Consider the following 18,298-nt stretch of genomic DNA (forward strand, 5'->3'; position numbering starts at 1 on the left):
CATTTCATGGCACGCATTATTGTTGTTACATCGGGTAAAGGGGGCGTTGGCAAGACCACTTCAAGCGCGGCCATCGCTACCGGCTTAGCCCAAAAAGGTAAGAAAACCGTCGTGATCGATTTCGATATCGGTCTGCGGAACCTTGACCTGATCATGGGCTGCGAACGCCGGGTGGTGTACGATTTCGTCAACGTGATTCAGGGTGACGCCACGCTGAATCAGGCGTTAATCAAAGACAAACGCACTGATAACCTTTATATCCTGCCGGCGTCGCAAACCCGCGACAAAGACGCACTGACCCGCGAAGGCGTCGAGAAAATCCTCAACGATCTGGGCGAGATGAATTTTGATTTCGTGGTCTGTGACTCACCTGCCGGCATCGAAACCGGTGCGTTGATGGCGTTGTACTTCGCCGATGAAGCCGTGATCACCACTAACCCGGAAGTCTCCTCGGTGCGTGACTCTGACCGTATTCTGGGCATCCTGTCTTCCAAATCCCGTCGCGCCGAGAAAGGCGAAGCACCTATTAAGGAACACCTGCTGCTCACCCGTTACAACCCAGGCCGCGTCAGCCGTGGCGATATGTTGAGCATGGAAGACGTGCTGGAAATTCTGCGCATTCCATTGGTCGGCGTTATCCCTGAAGACCAGTCCGTGCTGCGCGCGTCTAACCAGGGCGAGCCTGTTATTCTTGATATCGAGTCTGATGCCGGTAAGGCCTATGACGATACCGTTAGCCGCTTGTTAGGAGAAGAACGCCCCTTCCGCTTCATTGAAGAAGAGAAGAAGGGCTTCCTGAAACGCCTTTTTGGGGGATAAACCATGGCATTACTAGACTTCTTTCTGTCCCGCAAAAAACCGACAGCCAATATAGCCAAGGAACGGCTGCAAATTATCGTCGCAGAGCGTCGTCGTGGGGACAGCGAGCCCCACTATCTGCCTGATTTAAAACGCGATATTCTGGCGGTAATTTGCAAATACATTCAAATCGACCCTGAAATGCTGCACGTGCAGTTTGAGCAGAAAGGGGATGATATTTCGGTACTTGAACTCAACGTGACATTACCGGAATCGGAAGAAGCAGCTAAATGATTGCGACGCATTAATTACCCCCTGTATATTTTTTACAGGGGGTAACTGTATGCACATCCAGTTATTGGGATAAAAACCATCCATTAACCGTTTTCTCCCTTTGAGATTAATCTCAATTAATCTTGCGCCGCAGTTGTTTAAAGTAAATGATAGCGATAAAAGTATTTTCTTCGACTATTCCTAATAAATAATCAGAGCAGCGTTTCCTTACCCTGCCCTCGACTTTTCTACCCATCGATTAATAATTTTTCAGAATGTCCTGAAGTGGCGTCGCTAATAAGTCACCGCGCCAACCGCTGACTAATTCCGGCAGGCTGTCACCGCTTTTCAATTTCCAATGCCAATTCAGCAGTTGGTTAATCTGCCGACGCGATGCCAGCAATTCACTGCTTAACCCGCTTTGTTCACTGACAATAACGATCGCCGCTTTGATATCCTTGAACACTTTCTTATAACCCGGCTGGTCGATCAGGTTGGACAACGGCTCGGGCAGTGCAGCTTCATCCAGCTCGCTGGCCTCGGCCACCAACGCCAGCAACGTCTTACCGTGATAACGAATTTCCGGGCCGCTCAGGCCGAGCGAATCCAATTCTCCCAGCGAAGTTGGCATATAGCGCGCTACCTGCCACAGGTTTTCCTCGCGTACCACAAAGTTCACCGCCAAATCACGCTCACGCGCCTGACGCAGTCGCCATTCCGCCAGTTTCTGCAAACAACCCAGTTGGCGCGGGCGCAGCTGCCAGGCGTTGGTGATTTCACGGTAGGCCAACTCCGGCGCCAGCGACTCGCTGCGGCGCTGACAGAGCAACAGGCACTCATTGGCGGCGGCAGCAGTCCAACCGGCGTCTTCGGTTTCCTGCACCAGTTGTTTGGCCATCGGCAGCAGGTAGAACACGTCGGCTGCGGCGTATACGCACTGTTTTTCCGTCAGCGGACGCGCCAGCCAATCTGTGCGGGATTCACTTTTATCCAGATCTACCTGCATATACTCCTTCACCAAGGTCGCAAAACCACAAGACAGCGGTCGCCCAGTAAAGGCTGCCAGGATCTGAGTATCGACCATCGGGGTCGGCAGCGTTTTGAACGCATTCAGGAACACCTCAAGGTCTTCACTGCCGGCGTGCAGAAATTTCACAATCTGGGTATCGCTCAGCAGATCGATAAACGGCTGCCATTGCTTGATCGGCAAGGGATCGATCAGGGAGAGTTGTTCACCGTCGTATAACTGAATCAGGCCTAACTGCGGATAGTAGGTGCGCGTTCTGACAAATTCGGTGTCCAACGCAATCTGGGCATGGTTTCTTGCCTGCTCGCAGACCTGCTGCAATCCGGCATCGGTAGTGATCAACTGATAGTTCAAAACGTCATTCTCTTGGTCGCTTTCATGATTCAAACACAACAACGCCGGCATTCACCGGCGTCGTTGATCTGTAAGGCGTGGATGATAACCTAGGCGGCATCGGCCGCCCGCGTTTTTTTCTGTTCATCACGCAGTTCTCGCCGCAAAATTTTACCGACGTTAGATTTCGGCAACTCGTCGCGGAACTCAACAATTTTAGGCACTTTATACCCGGTCAGGTACCGACGGCAATGGGTCAACAGCTCTTCTTTGGTCAGAGAGGCGTCTTTCTTTACCACGCAAATCTTGACCGTTTCACCGGACACGTCATTCGGCACACCAATCGCAGCAGACTCCAGCACCTTCGGATGCTGGCTGACCACGTCTTCGATCTCATTCGGGTAAACGTTAAAACCGGAAACCAGAATCATGTCTTTCTTGCGATCGACCACGCGTACAAAGCCCGACTCGTCAACTGTAACGATATCGCCGGTTGCGAGCCAGCCCTCTTTTAACACTTCATCAGTGGCGTCCGGCCGCTGCCAGTAGCCTAACATAACTTGCGGCCCTTTGACCCACAGTTCGCCCGGCTCACCCACCGGCACATCATGGCCATCATCGTCCACCAGCCGAATATCGGTGGACGAAACGGGCAGACCGATGCTGCCGCTGTAGTGCGTCAGATCGTGCGGGTTACAGGTAACCAGCGGCGCACATTCTGTCAGGCCATAACCCTCAAGCAAATGCCTGCCTGTGACCTTCTCCCACTTGTCCGCCACCGCCTTCTGCACCGACATCCCGCCCCCGACCGAGAAACGCAAAGTCGAAAAGTCCAGCTTGTGGAAATCTTCATTATTGAGCAGTGCATTAAACAGCGTATTGACGCCGCTGATGGCAGTGAAGGGGTATTTGGCCAACTCTTTCACCATCCCCGGAATATCGCGCGGGTTGGTGATCAGTAAATTGCGGCCACCCAACTCGAGAAACAGCAGGCAATTCACCGTCAGCGCAAATATATGGTAGAGCGGCAATGCAGTGACTATCAATTCCTGGCCATCGCGGAACAGCGGCCCGTAGGCGGCATTGCACTGCGCCAAATTGGCCTGCATGTTGCGGTGCGTCAGCATTGCGCCTTTCGCCACACCGGTGGTACCGCCGGTATATTGCAGGAAAGCCAGATCGGAATTGATGATATCGGGTTTGACGTACTGCAGGCGGCGCCCGCGTTGCAAAGCGCTACGGAAAGAAATCGCGGCCGGCAGATGGTATTTCGGCACCAGTCGCTTAATGTACTTCACTACAAAGTTGACCAACGTGCCTTTGGCGGTGGAGAGCTGGTCGCCCATGCGCGTCAGAATCACATGTTTTACCTGGGTATTGAATACCACTTTTTCCAGCGTATGGGCAAAGTTGGAGACGATCACGATAGCGCTGGCGCCGCTGTCATTCAGTTGGTGTTCCAGCTCGCGCGGCGTATACAGGGGGTTAACGTTTACCACCACCATGCCGGCGCGCAAAATGCCGAACAGCGCGATCGGATACTGCAATAGATTTGGCATCATCAGGGCAACGCGATCCCCCTTCTGCAAGCCCAACTCATTTTGCAGGTAAGCGGCGAAAGCCCGGCTGCGCTCCTCCAGTTTACGGAAGGTCATCACCTCGCCCATATTGATGAAAGCGGGTTGATCGGCATAGCGCTGAACCGCATTTTCAAACATTTCGACCAAAGATGAATAACGATCGGCGTCGATCTCTGCCGGAACATCTGCCGGGTAACGTTTTAACCAGACCTTATCCAAGGTATTACTCCTGAAATCATTGCTCATTATCATCGCAGCCCCTAACACGCAGCCAAACCATAACAATATTTTAACTCAGCAGACCAGTTTGGGTTTTAAACATTATTCAGGTTGCGATGTACATCACTAATTGGCGGTATTTCCCTGTGCCAAAAGGAAAAGGCGGCCGGAGCCGCCCTATTAAGATGTGTTAACTGCAAGCAAAACCCTATTCGGTAACGATGGTTTGTATCTGCGTAGGACCAGGATTGTACCAGCCGTATCCTACGCCCCAACCCGGGCCCCAGGTGCCGCTGCGCCAGCCCCATGGCCCCATCGGCGCCGGTGGCATCATCACCTGCTGGGTCAGGCGCCAGCGCTTGTAACCGGTGGCGTTCATCGTTACAAACTTGTACGGCGTCATGCCGATTTTGCCTTCTTTCACGCCGGTGATTGGCCCGACAACGGTAACCAACTGACCTTTAAAATCGACCGGCTCCAGGAAACCGTTGACCGTGGCCAGCAAGCGGCCCCGTGATGGCTCGCCCAGAATCGGCCGGGCGCCAGAATCGAGCGGTACCGCCGCGATCTCGAGCACCGTGCGTCCCTGCTCGTTAGCGACGTTCACTACGGTGCCGCCAAAGCGGGCTTCAGCTCCGGCAAACAGGTTCGGCGCATTTTGCACCGAAGACAACTGCTGCACCGGCGTCGCCGTACTGCCTTTGATCGCATCCGGCACGGTTACGCAGCCTGACAACGCCAGCGCGCCGCCGGCCATGGCCAGCAGCGACATTTTTTTACTTACAGTGCGGGTTAACATCGTCGCAATCTCCTGAAATGGCTGTAACTTTGACATCAAATCGCTGAGCAAGTTGCAGTTCATTCATAGCCCGGATTCAACCGCTGCACAATAGGCTGTCGTTATTCGCGCCCAGGCAGTTTTTTCCAGGTGACTTCGTTACGCAGATAAGTCGGTTCGGCATTTTCTACCGCCACCGCCAGCCCTTGCTGCCAGGCATGCAGCGCAAGCGGCAGCATGTCTTGCGCTTGCGGCAGCAGCATTTTCCCGTCGCGCAGGCCCAGGGAAGAGCCGGCAATCAGGTCCGGGTACGTTTGCCAGCCGGTGCCCACATGCGCCCAGTTGCCTTGCAGGCCTTGCGCGCGTTCCAGCGCTTGCTGTGGCGAAAGCACCGCTTCACCTTCGCTTTCCAGCCAAATGCCGTCTTGCCCGCGCTCAAACTGCCCCCAGTAGACCTCACCCATTCGCGCATCAATCGCCGCCAACACTCGATCGGCGCCGGTAACGCGCCAGGCACCTTGAGCCATGGTTTGCAACGTTGAAATGCCCAGCATTGGCAACTCGGCTCCCAGCGCAAGCCCTTGCGCGATGCCGATACCGATACGTACGCCGGTAAAGCTGCCGGGCCCGCGGCCAAAAGCCAGCGCGTCGAGTTGATTAAGGGTTAAACCGGATTCCGCCAGCACTTGCTGCACCATCGGTAAAATGCGTTGCGTATGCTCACGTGGGCACAGCTCAAACAGGGCGTGGGTTTCGCCTTGATTCCAGATGGCAACGGAACAGGCTTCCGTCGCCGTATCGATCGCTAAAATTCGCGTGGACATACCAACCTCTGGCGGGAAAAAAACAGGGCGCGCATTGTAGCACAGCCCCGTGTCCGCGCCTATCCGCTAACGTTCAGCCTGCAGGAAGGCAATCGCCTGCGCGATATCCCGGGTGCGCGGCGTCGGCGGCAGGCTATTGAGGAACACCTCGCCATAAGGCCGCATCACCAGACGGTTATCGCAGATCACCAGCACACCGCGATCGTCAGTATCGCGGATCAGGCGTCCGACACCCTGCTTCAGGGTAATGACTGCATCCGGCAATTGCACGTCGTTGAACGGATCGCCGCCACGCAGCCGGCAATCTTCAATTCGCGCCTTCAACAGCGGATCGTCGGGTGAGGTAAACGGCAGCTTGTCGATGATCACACACGACAAAGCGTCACCGCGCACGTCAACCCCTTCCCAGAAACTGCTGGTCGCCACCAACAACGCGTTGCCGGCCTCGACAAACTGCGCCAACAGTTGGCCTTTACTGGTTTCCCCTTGCAACAGTACCGGCAGCGTCATGGTGGCACGGAACTCCTCCGCCAGTTCGCGCATCATCTGGTGCGAAGTGCAAAGGAAGAAACAGCGGCCGTTATTGGCTTCAATCAGCGGCCGCAGCATGCGCGCCAACTGGCGGGCACCGCCGGGCTGATTCGGCGAAGGCAGAAAACGCGGCACGCACAGCAACGCCTGGTTGGCGTAGTCGAACGGGCTGGCCAACAACAAGGTTTTGGCTTTGGTCAGGCCCAACCGCTCGGTAAAATGCCCCATCTGTTCGTTGACCGACAGCGTTGCCGAGGTAAAAATCCAGCTGCCCGGTTTCTCATCCAACAGCTCACGAAAACGATCCGCCACCGTCAGCGGCGTCAATGCCAGCACGAAATGGCGTGAATTGCATTCATACCAGTAGCTGAAGCCCGGCTCGTTGACCTCTTTCAATCTTTTGAGGCGTGCGCGATACAGCGTGGCGCGCTCGAAGGCGGCATCCAGCAAGGCCGAGCGGCCAAGGGACAGTTTAACCACGTCGTAGCACAGCTCCAACGCGTCATCGAGCAGCAGCAGGGCGCGCTGCACGTTCGGTTGACTTAGCACGTCGCGCAGGTTGCCGCGAAACCCCGGTTCTCCCAACATCAAACGGAAATCCTGGGTACTCTGGCTGAGGCGATCGGCGCTTTTTTGCAACTGTGCGGCGTCACGCACTTCAGTGCGATAGGCAATAGTAATGTCTTTAGCGAGATCCATCAGTTGGCGGCTGGTCAGCTGCTTGCCGAAATATTGGCTGGCGATGTCGGGGATCTGATGGGCTTCGTCGAAAATCATCACGTCAGCCTCGGGGATTAACTCGGCAAATCCGCCCTCTTTCACCACCATATCCGCCAGAAACAGATGGTGGTTCACCACGATAACGTCAGCATCCATGGCACGACGGCGAGCTTTGACCACAAAGCAATCTTTATACAACGGGCAGTCGCTGCCCAGGCAGTTGTCGTTGGTGCTGGTCACCAGCGGCCAGATAAAGCTGTCTTCCGCCACGTCGCTGCAACTGCTGATGTCGCCCTCTTTGGTCAATGATGACCATTTGCGCAAATGGACCAGATCGATAAGCGTCTGTCCGGCCAGCTCACCGCCGGCCATCGATTGTTGCTCCAGACGCTCCAGACACAGGTAGTTGGAACGCCCTTTCAACAGCGCCATCTTGCCTTTGTACTTGAGCGCTTTGGCGACGGTAGGCAGATCGCGCGCATAAAGCTGGTCCTGCAAGGCTTTTGAACCGGTGGAAATAATCACTTTGCGATCGGCACGCAGCGCCGGCACCAAATAGGCGAAGGTTTTACCGGTACCGGTGCCCGCTTCGACCACCAGTTCCTGTTTGAAATTAATGGCCTCGGTGACCGCTTCCGCCATCTGCCGCTGAGCTTCGCGCGGTTTGAAACCCTTGATTGCCTGCGCCAGTGCGCCGTCTGTTGCGAAATCGTCCGTCACGCTATCTCTCTGCCAGTGTAATTCAGCGGTGATTATGCCAATCCTGCCGCACGGCTACCACAGACTTTTACCCTATGGCTTCCAAGCCGCACTGCTGCTTGAAAGACAACGGATTTATCATCACGTATTTCTGCCGACGGCTGTGTTACCCTTAAGGTGATGATGATATGGAGATAACTGAATGAACATCGAACGCATTGATCCCGACCAACGCTGGTCCGAAGCCGTGGTGCACAACGACACCGTCTATTACACCAGCGTGCCGGAAAATCTGGATGACGACGCCACCGCACAGACGGCAAATACCCTGGCAGCCATTGACGTGCTGCTGGCCCGCGTTGGCTCGGACAAGAGCCGGGTATTGGACGCCACTATTTTCCTGGCAGACGCCGCAGACTTCGCCGCGATGAACACCGCCTGGGATGCTTGGGTGGTTGCAGGCAGCGCACCGGTGCGCTGCACCGTGCAGGCCAAATTGATGAACCCGAAGTACAAGGTTGAAATCAAGATTATCGCCGCGCTGTAAACAAAAAACCGCAGGGAGTTACCCCCTGCGGTTTTTATGTTGTCATTCAGCGCGCTGATTAAGCCAGTTTGATAATCACCATTCCCACCAACAACAGCGCCAAGCCAATCCAGCCCTTGGCATTGAGCCGTTGGCCGAACAGGATCCAACCGGCGGCGATGGTCGCGGCAATACCGAAACCGCCCCAGAGCGCATAAGCCACCGACAGATCAATCCCCTTCACCGCCTGCGCCAGCGCACTGAACGCGCCCAGCACCGACAGCAGAGACAGCAGACCCATCCACACTTTACGGAAGCCGTCCGACATTTTCAGAAAGATGTTGGCGACAATTTCCAGGACGATCGCCAGTGCCAGAAACCCGATGTGGTACAACTCAAGCTGTTGCATGGTTGTTACCTCGCGGGCTGACCTGTTTTCGACCCTTACGGGTACCGGATTTCACCAGAAGGATGCCGGCAATCAGCGTCACCAGACCCAACACTTTCAACGCAGAGATCGGCTCATCAAACCACAACACGCTGAACAGCGTAATAAACAGGATACCGATACCTTCCCACAGCGCATAAGCCACGCCAAGGGCGACGCGTTTTATCGCCAGCGACAGCATTACGTAAGAAGCGGTGATCATCACGTACATCACAATATGCCCGGTCATGCCGCCGCTGATGCTGGCGTATTTCATTGACAGGGTACCGATAATTTCGGCCACGATAGCCAAGCCTAAAAAGATCCAATAAATCATGATTTTTCTCCCAAACGGCGAATAACGCACGCTAAGGCGTATTTATCCCGATGTATCTCGTCGGACAGGCGCAGTAAGACGCTGACGACGCAGAGATCCCTGGGGATAAACTGACCCAAACGTAATAAAAATGTTTGCCCGGTTACGCGGAATGACGAAGGACTGAGCCTGTCACCAGCACCGGTTAAGGGAGAAAGACGCTATAGCTCGCTGCACCAGTGATGCTCACTGGCAAGGATGGCAGACAGGAAAAGCTGGCAAGTAGAGGTTCTGAGGGTAATTCCATTAAGTTTCATCATAATTATTCTCTATTCTCAGCCGCACACCGTGCGATTTGCCCAATATCCTCTTAAAAGTAAAATTTTCAACTGAGATATTTGTACCATAGCCAAAATAAGAAAGCAAATTGCCGTTTTCACAAAAAGCAGAAAAAAACGGGTTAAAAATAAGAAAGTTAAGCATTTTAAAAATAAAAAAAGGTTCAACGAGCCGTTGAACCTTGATGACGTCACGAGTGGGCAAACAATCGCCAAACCCAGGCTCGGAGCGAGTTACAAAGCCGCACCCTTGACGGCGCTGCGCGCCAATTCGCTAATGCGTTCGTAGTCGCCGCTCTCCAAAGCGTCGGCTGGCACCAACCAGGATCCACCGATGCACAGCACACTTTTCAGCGCCAGATAATCGCGGTAGTTATTCGGCGTGATGCCGCCGGTCGGACAGAAACGCACCTGCGGGAACGGGCCGCCGATCGCCTGCAACGCCTTCACGCCGCCGTTGGCTTCTGCCGGGAAGAACTTGAACTCGCGCAGGCCGTAATCCATGCCCAGCATCAGTTCTGAAACGGTGCTGATGCCCGGAATTAACGGAATGGTCCCTGCGGTAGCAGCTTTCAGCAACGCCTCAGTAAGGCCTGGGCTGATAGCGAATTGCGCACCGGCCTCGGTCACTTCTTGCAACTGCTGGGGGTTAATTACCGTACCTGCGCCGATAATCGCCTCCGGTACTTCTTTGGCAATGGCGCGGATCGCCTCCATGGCGCAGGCGGTGCGTAATGTCACCTCCAGCACGCGAACGCCACCGGCGACCAGCGCCCTGGCCAGCGGCACCGCATGTTCCAGTTTATTGATCACAATGACCGGAACCACCGGGCCTGCAGTCAGGATCTGTTCTGCGCTGGTTTTCCAGTTTTTCATTATTACTTCTCCACTACTTACGGTTTATAAATGGCACGCCCCTGCCACAGGGCTCCGCAAGTGTATGCGGGCGTCCGGCCGTACCCTAAGTGAGGTTGCTATCCCGCGTTCTGCGGGCAAAAAAATGCCGGCAGATAAGCTGCCGGCGGCGTCGTTACTCGAACTCGTTCCAGGAACGGCCATCGCGGGTGATCATCGCGACCGAAGCTACCGGGCCCCAGGTACCAGACTGGTAAGGCTTCGGCGCTTCGTTGTCCGCTTTCCAGGCGTCCATGATGGAGTCTACCCATTTCCAGGCTTCTTCCACCTCGTCACGGCGCACGAACAGCGCCTGAATACCGCGCATGGTCTCCAGCAACAAACGCTCGTAGGCGTCTGCCACGTGCTCCTGGTTAAAGGTTTCCGAGAAGCTCAGATCCAGCTTGGTGGTTTGCAGACGGTGCTTGTGATCCAACCCCGGCACCTTGTTCAGCACCTGGATCTCGATACCTTCATCCGGTTGCAGACGAATGGTCAACTTGTTCTGCGGCAGTTGCTGGTAAGAGTCGCTGAACAGGTTCAACGGCGGGTTCTTGAAGTAAACCACCACTTCAGAACATTTGGTCGGCAGGCGTTTACCGGTACGCAGGTAGAACGGCACGCCGGCCCACTGCCAGTTGTCGATATCCACGCGGATCGAGACGAAGGTTTCGGTGTTGCTGCTTTTGTTCGCCCCTTCCTCTTCCAGATAGCCCGGCACTTTTTTACCCTGCACAAAACCGGCGGTGTATTGGCCGCGCACCGTGGTTTCACGCACATTGGTCTGATTAATACGGCGCAGCGAGCGCAGCACCTTCACTTTCTCGTCACGAATGCGATCGGTGGTCAGATCCGCCGGCGGCGACATGGCAATCATGGTCAGAATTTGCAGCAGGTGGTTCTGGATCATGTCGCGCATCTGGCCGGCCTGGTCAAAGTAACCCCAGCGCCCTTCGATACCCACCTCTTCCGCCACGGTGATCTGTACGGAATCGATAGTGCGGTTGTCCCAGTTGGAGGCAAACAGCGAGTTGGCAAAACGCAGCGCCAGCAGGTTCAGTACCGTCTCTTTACCGAGGTAGTGGTCAATACGGTAAACCTGGGACTCGTTGAAGTATTCCGCCACCTGATCGTTGATCACGCGGGAAGACGCCAGATCGGTGCCCAACGGTTTTTCCATCACGACGCGCGCCGGGTCGTGATTCAGTTTTGCCTCGCCCAACCCTTTGCAGATCGCGCCAAAGGTGCTTGGCGGCATGGCGAAGTAGTTGATGGTAGTGCGATGCTTCTGGTCCAGCATTTTACCCAGTTTGGTAAAGTTTTTGCTGTCGTTCACATCCAGGTTGCAGAAATCCAGGCGCGCGCTCAGCGTGGCCCAGAGTTCGTCATCCAGCGTTTCTTTCATAAAGGTGCCAAGCGCTTCCTTGACCACCTTGATATAGGCTTCTTTATCCCACTCCGCACGGCCAACGCCGATAATCCGGGTTTCCGGGTGGATATGGCCGGCTTTTTCTAACTGGTACAGGGAAGGCAGCAGCTTACGACGCGCCAAATCGCCTTTCGCGCCGAAAATAACCAGGTCACACGCCTGGGCTGTAGAGGTTACCGCCATGTTCATCTCCTCGTTGCAGGATATTTGTAATTTTCTTACATTACTAATGTACTCTCTTTGACTACGGCCAGTAAACCCGGATCAAAAGCAGAAAAAAAGCCCCAGAAACTCCAGTGTTAAGCGTGATCGGGCGTAAACGCCGCTGACGAAACTAAAAACTGTAATTTTCTGTCTTTTTTGACGCTCTTTTACCATTATGAAAGTTAGACACAGGTCATGTTCTGATGAAAAAAGTCTGCATACCCTCTGTCGAGACTGCCAACGGTTACCGGCACGTAGTATATTTTCATTAAACCGGCATTGATTTCTCCTTTGATTGAAATCGACATATCCGATGGATTCCAAGTGGCAGCTTGAAAGACTGCGGGTATAAAACCATGAGTGACTCTCGTTATATGAATACGCTGGAAAAAATCCAGAGCCATCTGGAGCTCCTGAGCAAATCTGAAAGGAAAGTCGCCGAGGTGATCCTGGCCTCCCCACAAACCGCCATTCACTCCAGTATCGCCACGCTGGCCAAAATGGCGGACGTCAGCGAACCCACCGTCAACCGTTTTTGTCGCCGTCTCGATACCAAGGGCTTCCCCGATTTTAAGCTGCATCTGGCGCAAAGCCTGGCCAACGGCACCCCTTACGTAAATCGTAACGTGGAGGAAGATGACAGTGTGGATTCCTACACCGGTAAAATATTCGAATCGGTGATGGCCTGCCTGGATACAGTAAAGGCAAATTTGGATATTGCCGCAATCAATCGTGCGGTTGACCTGCTCACGCAGGCAAAAAAGATCTCTTTCTTTGGTTTGGGCGCGTCGGCGGCAGTCGCCCACGACGCGATGAACAAATTTTTCCGTTTTAATATCCCGGTGGTCTACTTCGATGACATCGTCATGCAACGCATGGGATGCATGAACTCCAGCGAAGGCGACGTCGTGGTATTAATTTCCCACACCGGCCGCACAAAAAACCTGGTTGAAATGGCGCAACTGGCGCGCGAAAACGACGCCACGGTGATCGCCATCACCTCACGCGATACCCCCCTCGCCCATGCGGCGACGCTGTCTCTGCTGCTCGATGTGCCGGAAGACACTGACGTTTATATGCCGATGGTGTCCCGAATTGCGCAATTAACGCTCATCGACGTTCTGGCTACCGGATTTACCTTGCGCAGAGGGGCTAAATTCAGAGATAACTTGAAGCGGGTCAAGGAAGCGTTAAAAGAATCGCGCTTTGATAAGGGTGCGGTTATCCCGAATAATTTCGACTCGTAACCGATGTAAAAAAACCTGCCGAAAAGTTTGAACGGCAGTCTTAGAGGCAGTACCTGTAAAACGCTCATGCGGGTAACCCGGGTGAAACATCAGTGTAGTAAAATTACATTTCACTCTTGGTTTCGTTATCCGACGTTATCGCAACACCAATACTTTGCTTCACCAGTCAACGGAGTAATACATGTCCAGACGGCTCAGAAGAACCAAAATTGTTACCACCCTAGGCCCGGCTACTGACCGCGACAATAATCTTGAAAAGATCATTGCTGCCGGCGCTAACGTGGTTCGGCTCAACTTTTCTCATGGCAGCGCGGAAGATCACCAGGCTCGCGCGGATAAAGTGCGCGAAATCGCTGCCAAACTGGGGCGTCACGTCGCGATTCTGGGCGACCTGCAAGGGCCAAAAATCCGTGTTTCCACCTTTAAGGAAGGCAAAATCTTCCTCAATATAGGTGACAAATTTCTGCTCGATGCCAACATGTCAAAAGGCGAAGGCGATAAAGAAAAAGTCGGTATCGACTATAAAGGCCTGCCTGCCGACGTGGTGCCGGGCGACGTACTGCTGCTGGACGATGGCCGCGTACAGTTGAAAGTGCTCGAAGTTCAGGGCATGAAAGTGTTTACCGAAGTGACCGTTGGCGGCCCGCTGTCCAACAACAAAGGCATCAACAAACTGGGCGGCGGCCTGTCCGCAGAAGCCCTGACCGAGAAAGATAAAGCCGATATCATTACCGCAGCAAAAATCGGCGTCGACTATCTGGCGGTCTCCTTCCCACGTACCGGCGAAGATTTGAACTACGCACGCCGTCTGGCGCGCGATGCAGGCTGCAACGCCAAGATCGTGTCTAAAGTTGAACGCGCTGAAGCGGTATGCAGCGATGAAGCAATGGATGACATCATCCTGGCTTCCGACGTGGTGATGGTCGCCCGTGGTGACCTGGGCGTTGAAATCGGCGATCCGGAACTGGTCGGCATTCAGAAAAAACTGATCCGTCGTGCCCGCACGCTGAACCGCGCCGTCATTACCGCGACCCAAATGATGGAATCGATGATCACCAACCCGATGCCAACCCGCGCCGAAGTCATGGACGTGGCGAACGCCGTGCTGGATGGCACCGACGCCGTAATGCTGTCTGCCGAAACCGCTGCGGGCCAGTACCCGGCGGAGACCGTGGCGGCGATGGCGCGCGTTTGTCTGGGCGCTGAAAAAATCCCAAGCATCAACGTCTCCAAACACCGTTTGGACGTACAGTTCGACAACATCGAAGAAGCCATTGCCATGTCTTCAATGTACGCCGCCAACCACCTGAAAGGCGTGACTGCACTGATCGCCATGACAGAATCGGGCCGCACTGCGCTGATGATGTCACGTATCAGCTCCGGGCTGCCGATCTTCGCCATGTCACGTCATGAGCACACGCTGAACCTGACGGCGCTGTATCGCGGCGTTACGCCGGTTTATTTCGACAGCCATAACGACGGCGTCATCGCGGCCAATGACGCAGTGAATCGCCTGCGCGACAAAGGCTTCCTGGTTTCCGGCGACCTGGTGATCGTGACACAGGGCGACGTGATGGAAACCGTTGGCACCACCAACACCAGCCGTATCCTGCGCGTAGAATAACCTCGCTTGCCGCCGGCCGTTAACACGGCCGGCATTTTTTCCCGCTCCGCCCTTCCCCCCTGTTAAACTCATCTCCAGTCGCCACTACGGCAAATGGAGAACCATCGATGCTTCATCAACACCCACAGCAAAACTGCAGCTCGCTGGCATTGGATCTCGACGGCCAAGGGCTGGAAAGCCTGGATGATGACCGCCTGCAGGGCAACGCATTGCTGAAAATCAGCCTATACGACAATCGCCTCCGCCAGTTCCCGGCGCAAATCTTTCAGCATCGTGCGCTGCAGGTACTGAATATCTCCTGTAACCAACTCAATGAGCTGCCGGAAGATCTCGGCCAATGGCAAAAACTGGCGATGCTGGATTGCGGTCACAACAAAGCCGAGCGCGTGCCCGCCAGCATCGGCCAACTCCGCGAACTGACCTATCTTTATCTGAGCGACAACGCTTTCAGCACGCTCCCCATAGAGCTGGGCCGTTTGCATAAATTGCGCTATCTAAACGTGACCGATAACCTACTGAGCGAACTGCCGGCTGCTATCGTTCAATTGAGCGGCCTGCAGGAACTGAGGCTGTATAACAACCAGATTACCGCGTTGCCGGCCGCCATCGGCCAATTGAGCGCGCTGCGGGAACTGCACCTGATGAATAATCGTCTGGAAACGTTGCCGGAAGAGATCTCGCAATTGTCTGAACTGGCGGTGCTGGACGTGGAAAATAACGCCATCAGCAGGCTGCCTGCGGCATTCTGTCACTTAGCCAGCCTGACCGACCTCAATCTGCGCGCTAATCAGCTACGGCAGCTGCCAGGCTGTTTTGGTCAACTAACGGCGCTCACCACGCTTGACCTGCGCGCTAACCGGTTGAGTGAGCTGCCGGATAGCATGGCGGCATTGACTCGCCTGCGACGATTAGATTTGCGCTGGAACAACTTCGCCCAGATGCCGGCGGTGCTGGAGCCATTGATGGCGCAGGGTTGTATGGTGCATATATAAGGCATTAAAAACAAAGGGCCAGCCCCCTTTCGATGGCTGGCCCTTACGACCGGAAGCGACTGTGCCGCTTAGCGATACAAATCGTCGCGTGAATAGGGTTCAGTCTCCCCTTCTTTACGCGTTTTCAGCAGTTTGAGGATCCAGGTGTATTGCTCTGGGTTCGGCCCCACCAAATTCTCCACTTCTTCATTCATGCGACGCGCAATATAGGGGTCATCAGCCGTGGCCAAATCATCCATCGGCGGGCGAATATAGATATCCAGCATGCTGGTTTTGCCGTCATACACCGGGAACAAAGGCACAATTGCCGCACGGCACACCTTCATCAGGCGCCCCACCGCGGGCAGCGTCGCTTTGTAGGTAGCAAAAAAGTCGACGAACTCGCTATGTTCGGCGCCGTGATCCTGATCGGGCAAATAATAGCCCCAATAACCCTGACGCACCGAGCTGATAAACGGCTTGATGCCGTCATTGCGCGCATGCATTCGGCCGCCAAACTTACGGCGCACCGCATTCCACAGATAATCCACCAAAGGGTTACTTTGGTTGTGGAACATCGCCGCCATCGGCTGACCACGTGCCGCCATCAGCATGGCGGGTACATCCACCGCCCATCCGTGTGGCACCAGGAAAATCACGTTGCGGCCTTCTTCGCGGATCTTATCCAGCACCTCTTCGCCGTGCCAACGCACACGCTTCAGCACTTTTTCCGGTTTGGTGCAGGCCAGTTCCGCCATCAGAATCATTGATTGCGGCGCGGTGGCAAACATCTCGTCAATAATGTGCTCGCGTTCGTTTTCCGGCACTTCCGGCAGGCAATACAGCAGGTTGATACGCGCACGGCGGCGGGCGCTTTTTGCCACCTTGCCGACCAGTTTGCCAACCGCACCGAGCACCGGATCGCGCAAGCGCGCAGGGATCAGTGAGATGCCTGCCATCAGCCCGGTTCCCAGCCAAACGCCCCAGTAGCGTGGATGGTAAAAGGCTTTTTGAAATTGCGGGATGAACTCTACGTTCGATTTTTTCTCGTTTTGCATGCACAAGCTCTTAACTTAGCGGTTCGGCTAATCATAATTGCAAAGACTGATTTTGCAATTAACAACGACGAAGCGCCAATATAAAACAGCATCGGCCCGCAATCAGGCCGATGGAATCACTGGCGCGGCAGTGCGCCCGAATAAAAGGATTAGTCCAACTGCAGTTGAGGAACCACTTCCTTCACCTGCGCCAGATAATCGCTGCGGTCTTTACCGCTCAACCCTTCGGAACGCGGCAGTTTCGCCGTCAACGGGTTGACCGCCTGTTGGTTGGTCCACATTTCGAAATGCAGGTGCGGCCCGGTAGAACGGCCGGTGTTACCCGATAACGCGATGCGGTCGCCACGTTTGACCTTCTGTCCCGGCTTAACCAACAGTTTTTTCAGGTGCATATAACGTGTGGTGTACTGACGGCCATGACGGATCGCCACATAGTTGCCTGCGGCACCGCTGCGTTTGGCTATCAATACTTCACCGTCACCCACCGCCAGTACCGGAGTACCAACCGGCATCGCAAAGTCGACGCCTTTGTGCGGCGCAATGCGCCCGGTCACCGGATTCACCCGGCGCGGATTGAAGTTTGAAGAGATGCGGAACTGTTTCATGGTTGGGAAACGCATAAAGCCGCGCGCCAGGCCGGAGCCCTGACGATCATAGAACTTGCCGTCTTCAGCGCGGATGGCGTAGTAATCTTTGCCACCGGAACGCATGCGTACGCCCAGCAACTGGCTTTGCGAGCTCTTGCCGTCAAAGTGTTCGCGGGACATCAATACCGAGAATTGGTCGCCCTTGCGCAGTTTGCGGAAATCCAACTGCCATTGCAGCGCTTTGATTACCGCGTTGATTTCAGCGCGGCTTAAGCCGGCAGCACTGGCGCTGCTGACGAAGCTCCCGTTGAGGCGGCCGCTGATCACGTTATTACGCCATTCACCCTGCTGGGCTTCCTGAGTTTCTTTGAAACTATTGCCTACGCGATCGTAGGTACGGGTTTCACGCCGGGAAACCTCCCAGGTCAAACGTTGCAGATCGCCGGCATCATTTACCGTCCACGACAGTTGCTGACCAATCTTCAGATTACGCAGGTCGCGATTTTGCGATGCGAGCAGAGAGACGTCTGACATATCTATGCCGTACTGGGTCAGAATGCTGCCCAGCGTATCGCCGGTAGAAACTACATATTCATGCACGCCATCTTCGCCGGCGACCTTCTGGTCCAGCTCATCCTGTGGGATGTCATCATCGGGAGTGGCTTGGTCAAGGTCGATCGGCTCACTGGCTTCTGGCAGTAAGGACCGTAACTGGCTGGATTCTAACTCGATGTTCTTAACGATGGGGTTATGTTCTGGGTGATAAACAAAAGGCCGCCAAACGGCAACGGCCAGTGTAACCACTGTCAGCGACCCCAGCATGACGCGATGGGGCCGTGGCAGATTGTTATACGCCAGAGCGATAGTTCGGACTATCTGCTGCACTCGATATTTT

General features: G+C 54.7%; 17 protein-coding genes. 6 read left to right on the plus strand and 11 right to left on the minus strand.

Translation table 11 applies throughout. The annotated features are described in order from the left end of the window. Nucleotides 1–6: 6 nt before the first annotated feature. Both minD and minE read left to right on the plus strand, forming a co-directional pair. Nucleotides 7–819, plus strand: coding sequence for a septum site-determining protein MinD (minD, locus tag SERAS12_RS14220; RefSeq protein WP_013813311.1), 813 nt, complete (start codon nt 7–9; stop codon nt 817–819). A gap of 3 nt (nt 820–822) precedes the next feature. Further along, nucleotides 823–1,092, plus strand: coding sequence for a cell division topological specificity factor MinE (gene minE, locus SERAS12_RS14225; RefSeq protein ID WP_004945472.1), 270 nt, complete (start codon nt 823–825; stop codon nt 1,090–1,092). A gap of 238 nt (nt 1,093–1,330) precedes the next feature. Here the strand turns inward: minE and rnd are convergent, their stop codons facing one another. The 5 genes from rnd to SERAS12_RS14250 all read right to left on the minus strand — a co-directional run bounded on the left by rnd (nt 1,331) and on the right by SERAS12_RS14250 (nt 7,803). After that, entirely contained in the window at nt 1,331–2,452 is a 1,122-nt protein-coding gene (gene rnd / locus SERAS12_RS14230; protein ID WP_041416600.1) for a ribonuclease D, read from the minus strand. Nucleotides 2,453–2,541: 89 nt separating this feature from the next. Further along, complete coding sequence (gene fadD, locus SERAS12_RS14235; protein ID WP_041416163.1) at nt 2,542–4,230, minus strand: long-chain-fatty-acid--CoA ligase FadD; 1,689 nt, start codon at nt 4,228–4,230, stop codon at nt 2,542–2,544. A gap of 208 nt (nt 4,231–4,438) precedes the next feature. Next, nucleotides 4,439–5,029 (minus strand): Slp family lipoprotein, encoded by a 591-nt coding sequence (locus SERAS12_RS14240; protein ID WP_013813314.1) that lies wholly within the window; start codon nt 5,027–5,029, stop codon nt 4,439–4,441. A 101-nt stretch (nt 5,030–5,130) separates the two neighbouring features. Further along, on the minus strand, nt 5,131–5,832 hold the full coding sequence (tsaB, locus tag SERAS12_RS14245; RefSeq protein ID WP_013813315.1) for a tRNA (adenosine(37)-N6)-threonylcarbamoyltransferase complex dimerization subunit type 1 TsaB: 702 nt from the start codon (nt 5,830–5,832) through the stop codon (nt 5,131–5,133). 66 nt (nt 5,833–5,898) lie between these two features. Next, nucleotides 5,899–7,803, minus strand: coding sequence for an ATP-dependent DNA helicase (locus tag SERAS12_RS14250; RefSeq protein WP_013813316.1), 1,905 nt, complete (start codon nt 7,801–7,803; stop codon nt 5,899–5,901). A 181-nt stretch (nt 7,804–7,984) separates the two neighbouring features. Here SERAS12_RS14250 and SERAS12_RS14255 point away from each other — a divergent pair, with 181 nt between their 5' ends. Further along, nucleotides 7,985–8,329 carry a RidA family protein gene (locus SERAS12_RS14255; protein ID WP_013813317.1) on the plus strand — a complete coding sequence of 115 codons (345 nt, stop codon included), beginning with the start codon at nt 7,985–7,987 and terminating at the stop codon, nt 8,327–8,329. A gap of 58 nt (nt 8,330–8,387) precedes the next feature. Here SERAS12_RS14255 and mdtI read toward each other — a convergent pair whose 3' ends face one another. The 4 genes from mdtI to zwf form a co-directional block, all read right to left on the minus strand. Then, entirely contained in the window at nt 8,388–8,717 is a 330-nt protein-coding gene (mdtI, locus tag SERAS12_RS14260; RefSeq protein WP_013813318.1) for a multidrug/spermidine efflux SMR transporter subunit MdtI, read from the minus strand. After that, entirely contained in the window at nt 8,704–9,072 is a 369-nt protein-coding gene (mdtJ, locus tag SERAS12_RS14265; protein ID WP_013813319.1) for a multidrug/spermidine efflux SMR transporter subunit MdtJ, read from the minus strand. Before mdtJ ends, mdtI begins: the two co-directional genes overlap by 14 nt. 551 nt (nt 9,073–9,623) lie before the next feature. Further along, the gene (locus SERAS12_RS14270; RefSeq protein WP_004945498.1) at nt 9,624–10,265 is read right to left on the minus strand and encodes a bifunctional 4-hydroxy-2-oxoglutarate aldolase/2-dehydro-3-deoxy-phosphogluconate aldolase; all 642 of its coding nucleotides are present in this window, start codon (nt 10,263–10,265) and stop codon (nt 9,624–9,626) included. Nucleotides 10,266–10,419: 154 nt separating this feature from the next. Beyond that, nucleotides 10,420–11,895: a glucose-6-phosphate dehydrogenase gene (zwf, locus tag SERAS12_RS14275; RefSeq protein WP_013813320.1), complete on the minus strand. Its 1,476-nt coding sequence runs from the start codon at nt 11,893–11,895 to the stop codon at nt 10,420–10,422. Between the two features lie 395 nt (nt 11,896–12,290). Between zwf and SERAS12_RS14285 the strand changes: the two genes are divergently transcribed. The 3 genes from SERAS12_RS14285 to SERAS12_RS14295 all read left to right on the plus strand — a co-directional run bounded on the left by SERAS12_RS14285 (nt 12,291) and on the right by SERAS12_RS14295 (nt 15,779). Further along, nucleotides 12,291–13,163: a MurR/RpiR family transcriptional regulator gene (locus SERAS12_RS14285; protein WP_006325867.1), complete on the plus strand. Its 873-nt coding sequence runs from the start codon at nt 12,291–12,293 to the stop codon at nt 13,161–13,163. 181 nt (nt 13,164–13,344) lie between these two features. Next, on the plus strand, nt 13,345–14,787 hold the full coding sequence (gene pyk / locus SERAS12_RS14290) for a pyruvate kinase (RefSeq protein ID WP_013813322.1): 1,443 nt from the start codon (nt 13,345–13,347) through the stop codon (nt 14,785–14,787). A gap of 107 nt (nt 14,788–14,894) precedes the next feature. Then, on the plus strand, nt 14,895–15,779 hold the full coding sequence (locus SERAS12_RS14295; protein ID WP_013813323.1) for a leucine-rich repeat domain-containing protein: 885 nt from the start codon (nt 14,895–14,897) through the stop codon (nt 15,777–15,779). Nucleotides 15,780–15,847: 68 nt separating this feature from the next. On the opposite strand, the gene lpxM is transcribed toward SERAS12_RS14295, so the two are convergent. Together lpxM and mepM are read right to left on the minus strand one after the other, a co-directional pair. Next, nucleotides 15,848–16,816 carry a lauroyl-Kdo(2)-lipid IV(A) myristoyltransferase gene (gene lpxM / locus SERAS12_RS14300; RefSeq protein ID WP_013813324.1) on the minus strand — a complete coding sequence of 323 codons (969 nt, stop codon included), beginning with the start codon at nt 16,814–16,816 and terminating at the stop codon, nt 15,848–15,850. A 149-nt stretch (nt 16,817–16,965) separates the two neighbouring features. Beyond that, entirely contained in the window at nt 16,966–18,288 is a 1,323-nt protein-coding gene (mepM, locus tag SERAS12_RS14305) for a murein DD-endopeptidase MepM (RefSeq protein WP_013813325.1), read from the minus strand. Nucleotides 18,289–18,298 lie beyond the last annotated feature (10 nt).

Source organism: Serratia sp. AS12, assembly GCF_000214195.1.
Taxonomy (GTDB): domain Bacteria; phylum Pseudomonadota; class Gammaproteobacteria; order Enterobacterales; family Enterobacteriaceae; genus Serratia; species Serratia plymuthica.

Excerpts from the sequence above, each read along its gene's own strand:
- minD (WP_013813311.1), top strand. The coding sequence starts at position 7 with ATGGCACGCATTATTGTTGTTACATCGGGTAAAGGGGGCGTTGGCAAG.
- minE (WP_004945472.1), top strand. The coding sequence starts at position 823 with ATGGCATTACTAGACTTCTTTCTGTCCCGCAAAAAACCGACAGCCAAT.
- SERAS12_RS14240 (WP_013813314.1), bottom strand. The coding sequence starts at position 5,029 with ATGTTAACCCGCACTGTAAGTAAAAAAATGTCGCTGCTGGCCATGGCC.
- tsaB (WP_013813315.1), bottom strand. The coding sequence starts at position 5,832 with ATGTCCACGCGAATTTTAGCGATCGATACGGCGACGGAAGCCTGTTCC.
- SERAS12_RS14255 (WP_013813317.1), top strand. The coding sequence starts at position 7,985 with ATGAACATCGAACGCATTGATCCCGACCAACGCTGGTCCGAAGCCGTG.
- mdtI (WP_013813318.1), bottom strand. The coding sequence starts at position 8,717 with ATGCAACAGCTTGAGTTGTACCACATCGGGTTTCTGGCACTGGCGATC.
- mdtJ (WP_013813319.1), bottom strand. The coding sequence starts at position 9,072 with ATGATTTATTGGATCTTTTTAGGCTTGGCTATCGTGGCCGAAATTATC.
- SERAS12_RS14270 (WP_004945498.1), bottom strand. The coding sequence starts at position 10,265 with ATGAAAAACTGGAAAACCAGCGCAGAACAGATCCTGACTGCAGGCCCG.
- zwf (WP_013813320.1), bottom strand. The coding sequence starts at position 11,895 with ATGGCGGTAACCTCTACAGCCCAGGCGTGTGACCTGGTTATTTTCGGC.
- SERAS12_RS14285 (WP_006325867.1), top strand. The coding sequence starts at position 12,291 with ATGAATACGCTGGAAAAAATCCAGAGCCATCTGGAGCTCCTGAGCAAA.
- pyk (WP_013813322.1), top strand. The coding sequence starts at position 13,345 with ATGTCCAGACGGCTCAGAAGAACCAAAATTGTTACCACCCTAGGCCCG.
- SERAS12_RS14295 (WP_013813323.1), top strand. The coding sequence starts at position 14,895 with ATGCTTCATCAACACCCACAGCAAAACTGCAGCTCGCTGGCATTGGAT.
- lpxM (WP_013813324.1), bottom strand. The coding sequence starts at position 16,816 with ATGCAAAACGAGAAAAAATCGAACGTAGAGTTCATCCCGCAATTTCAA.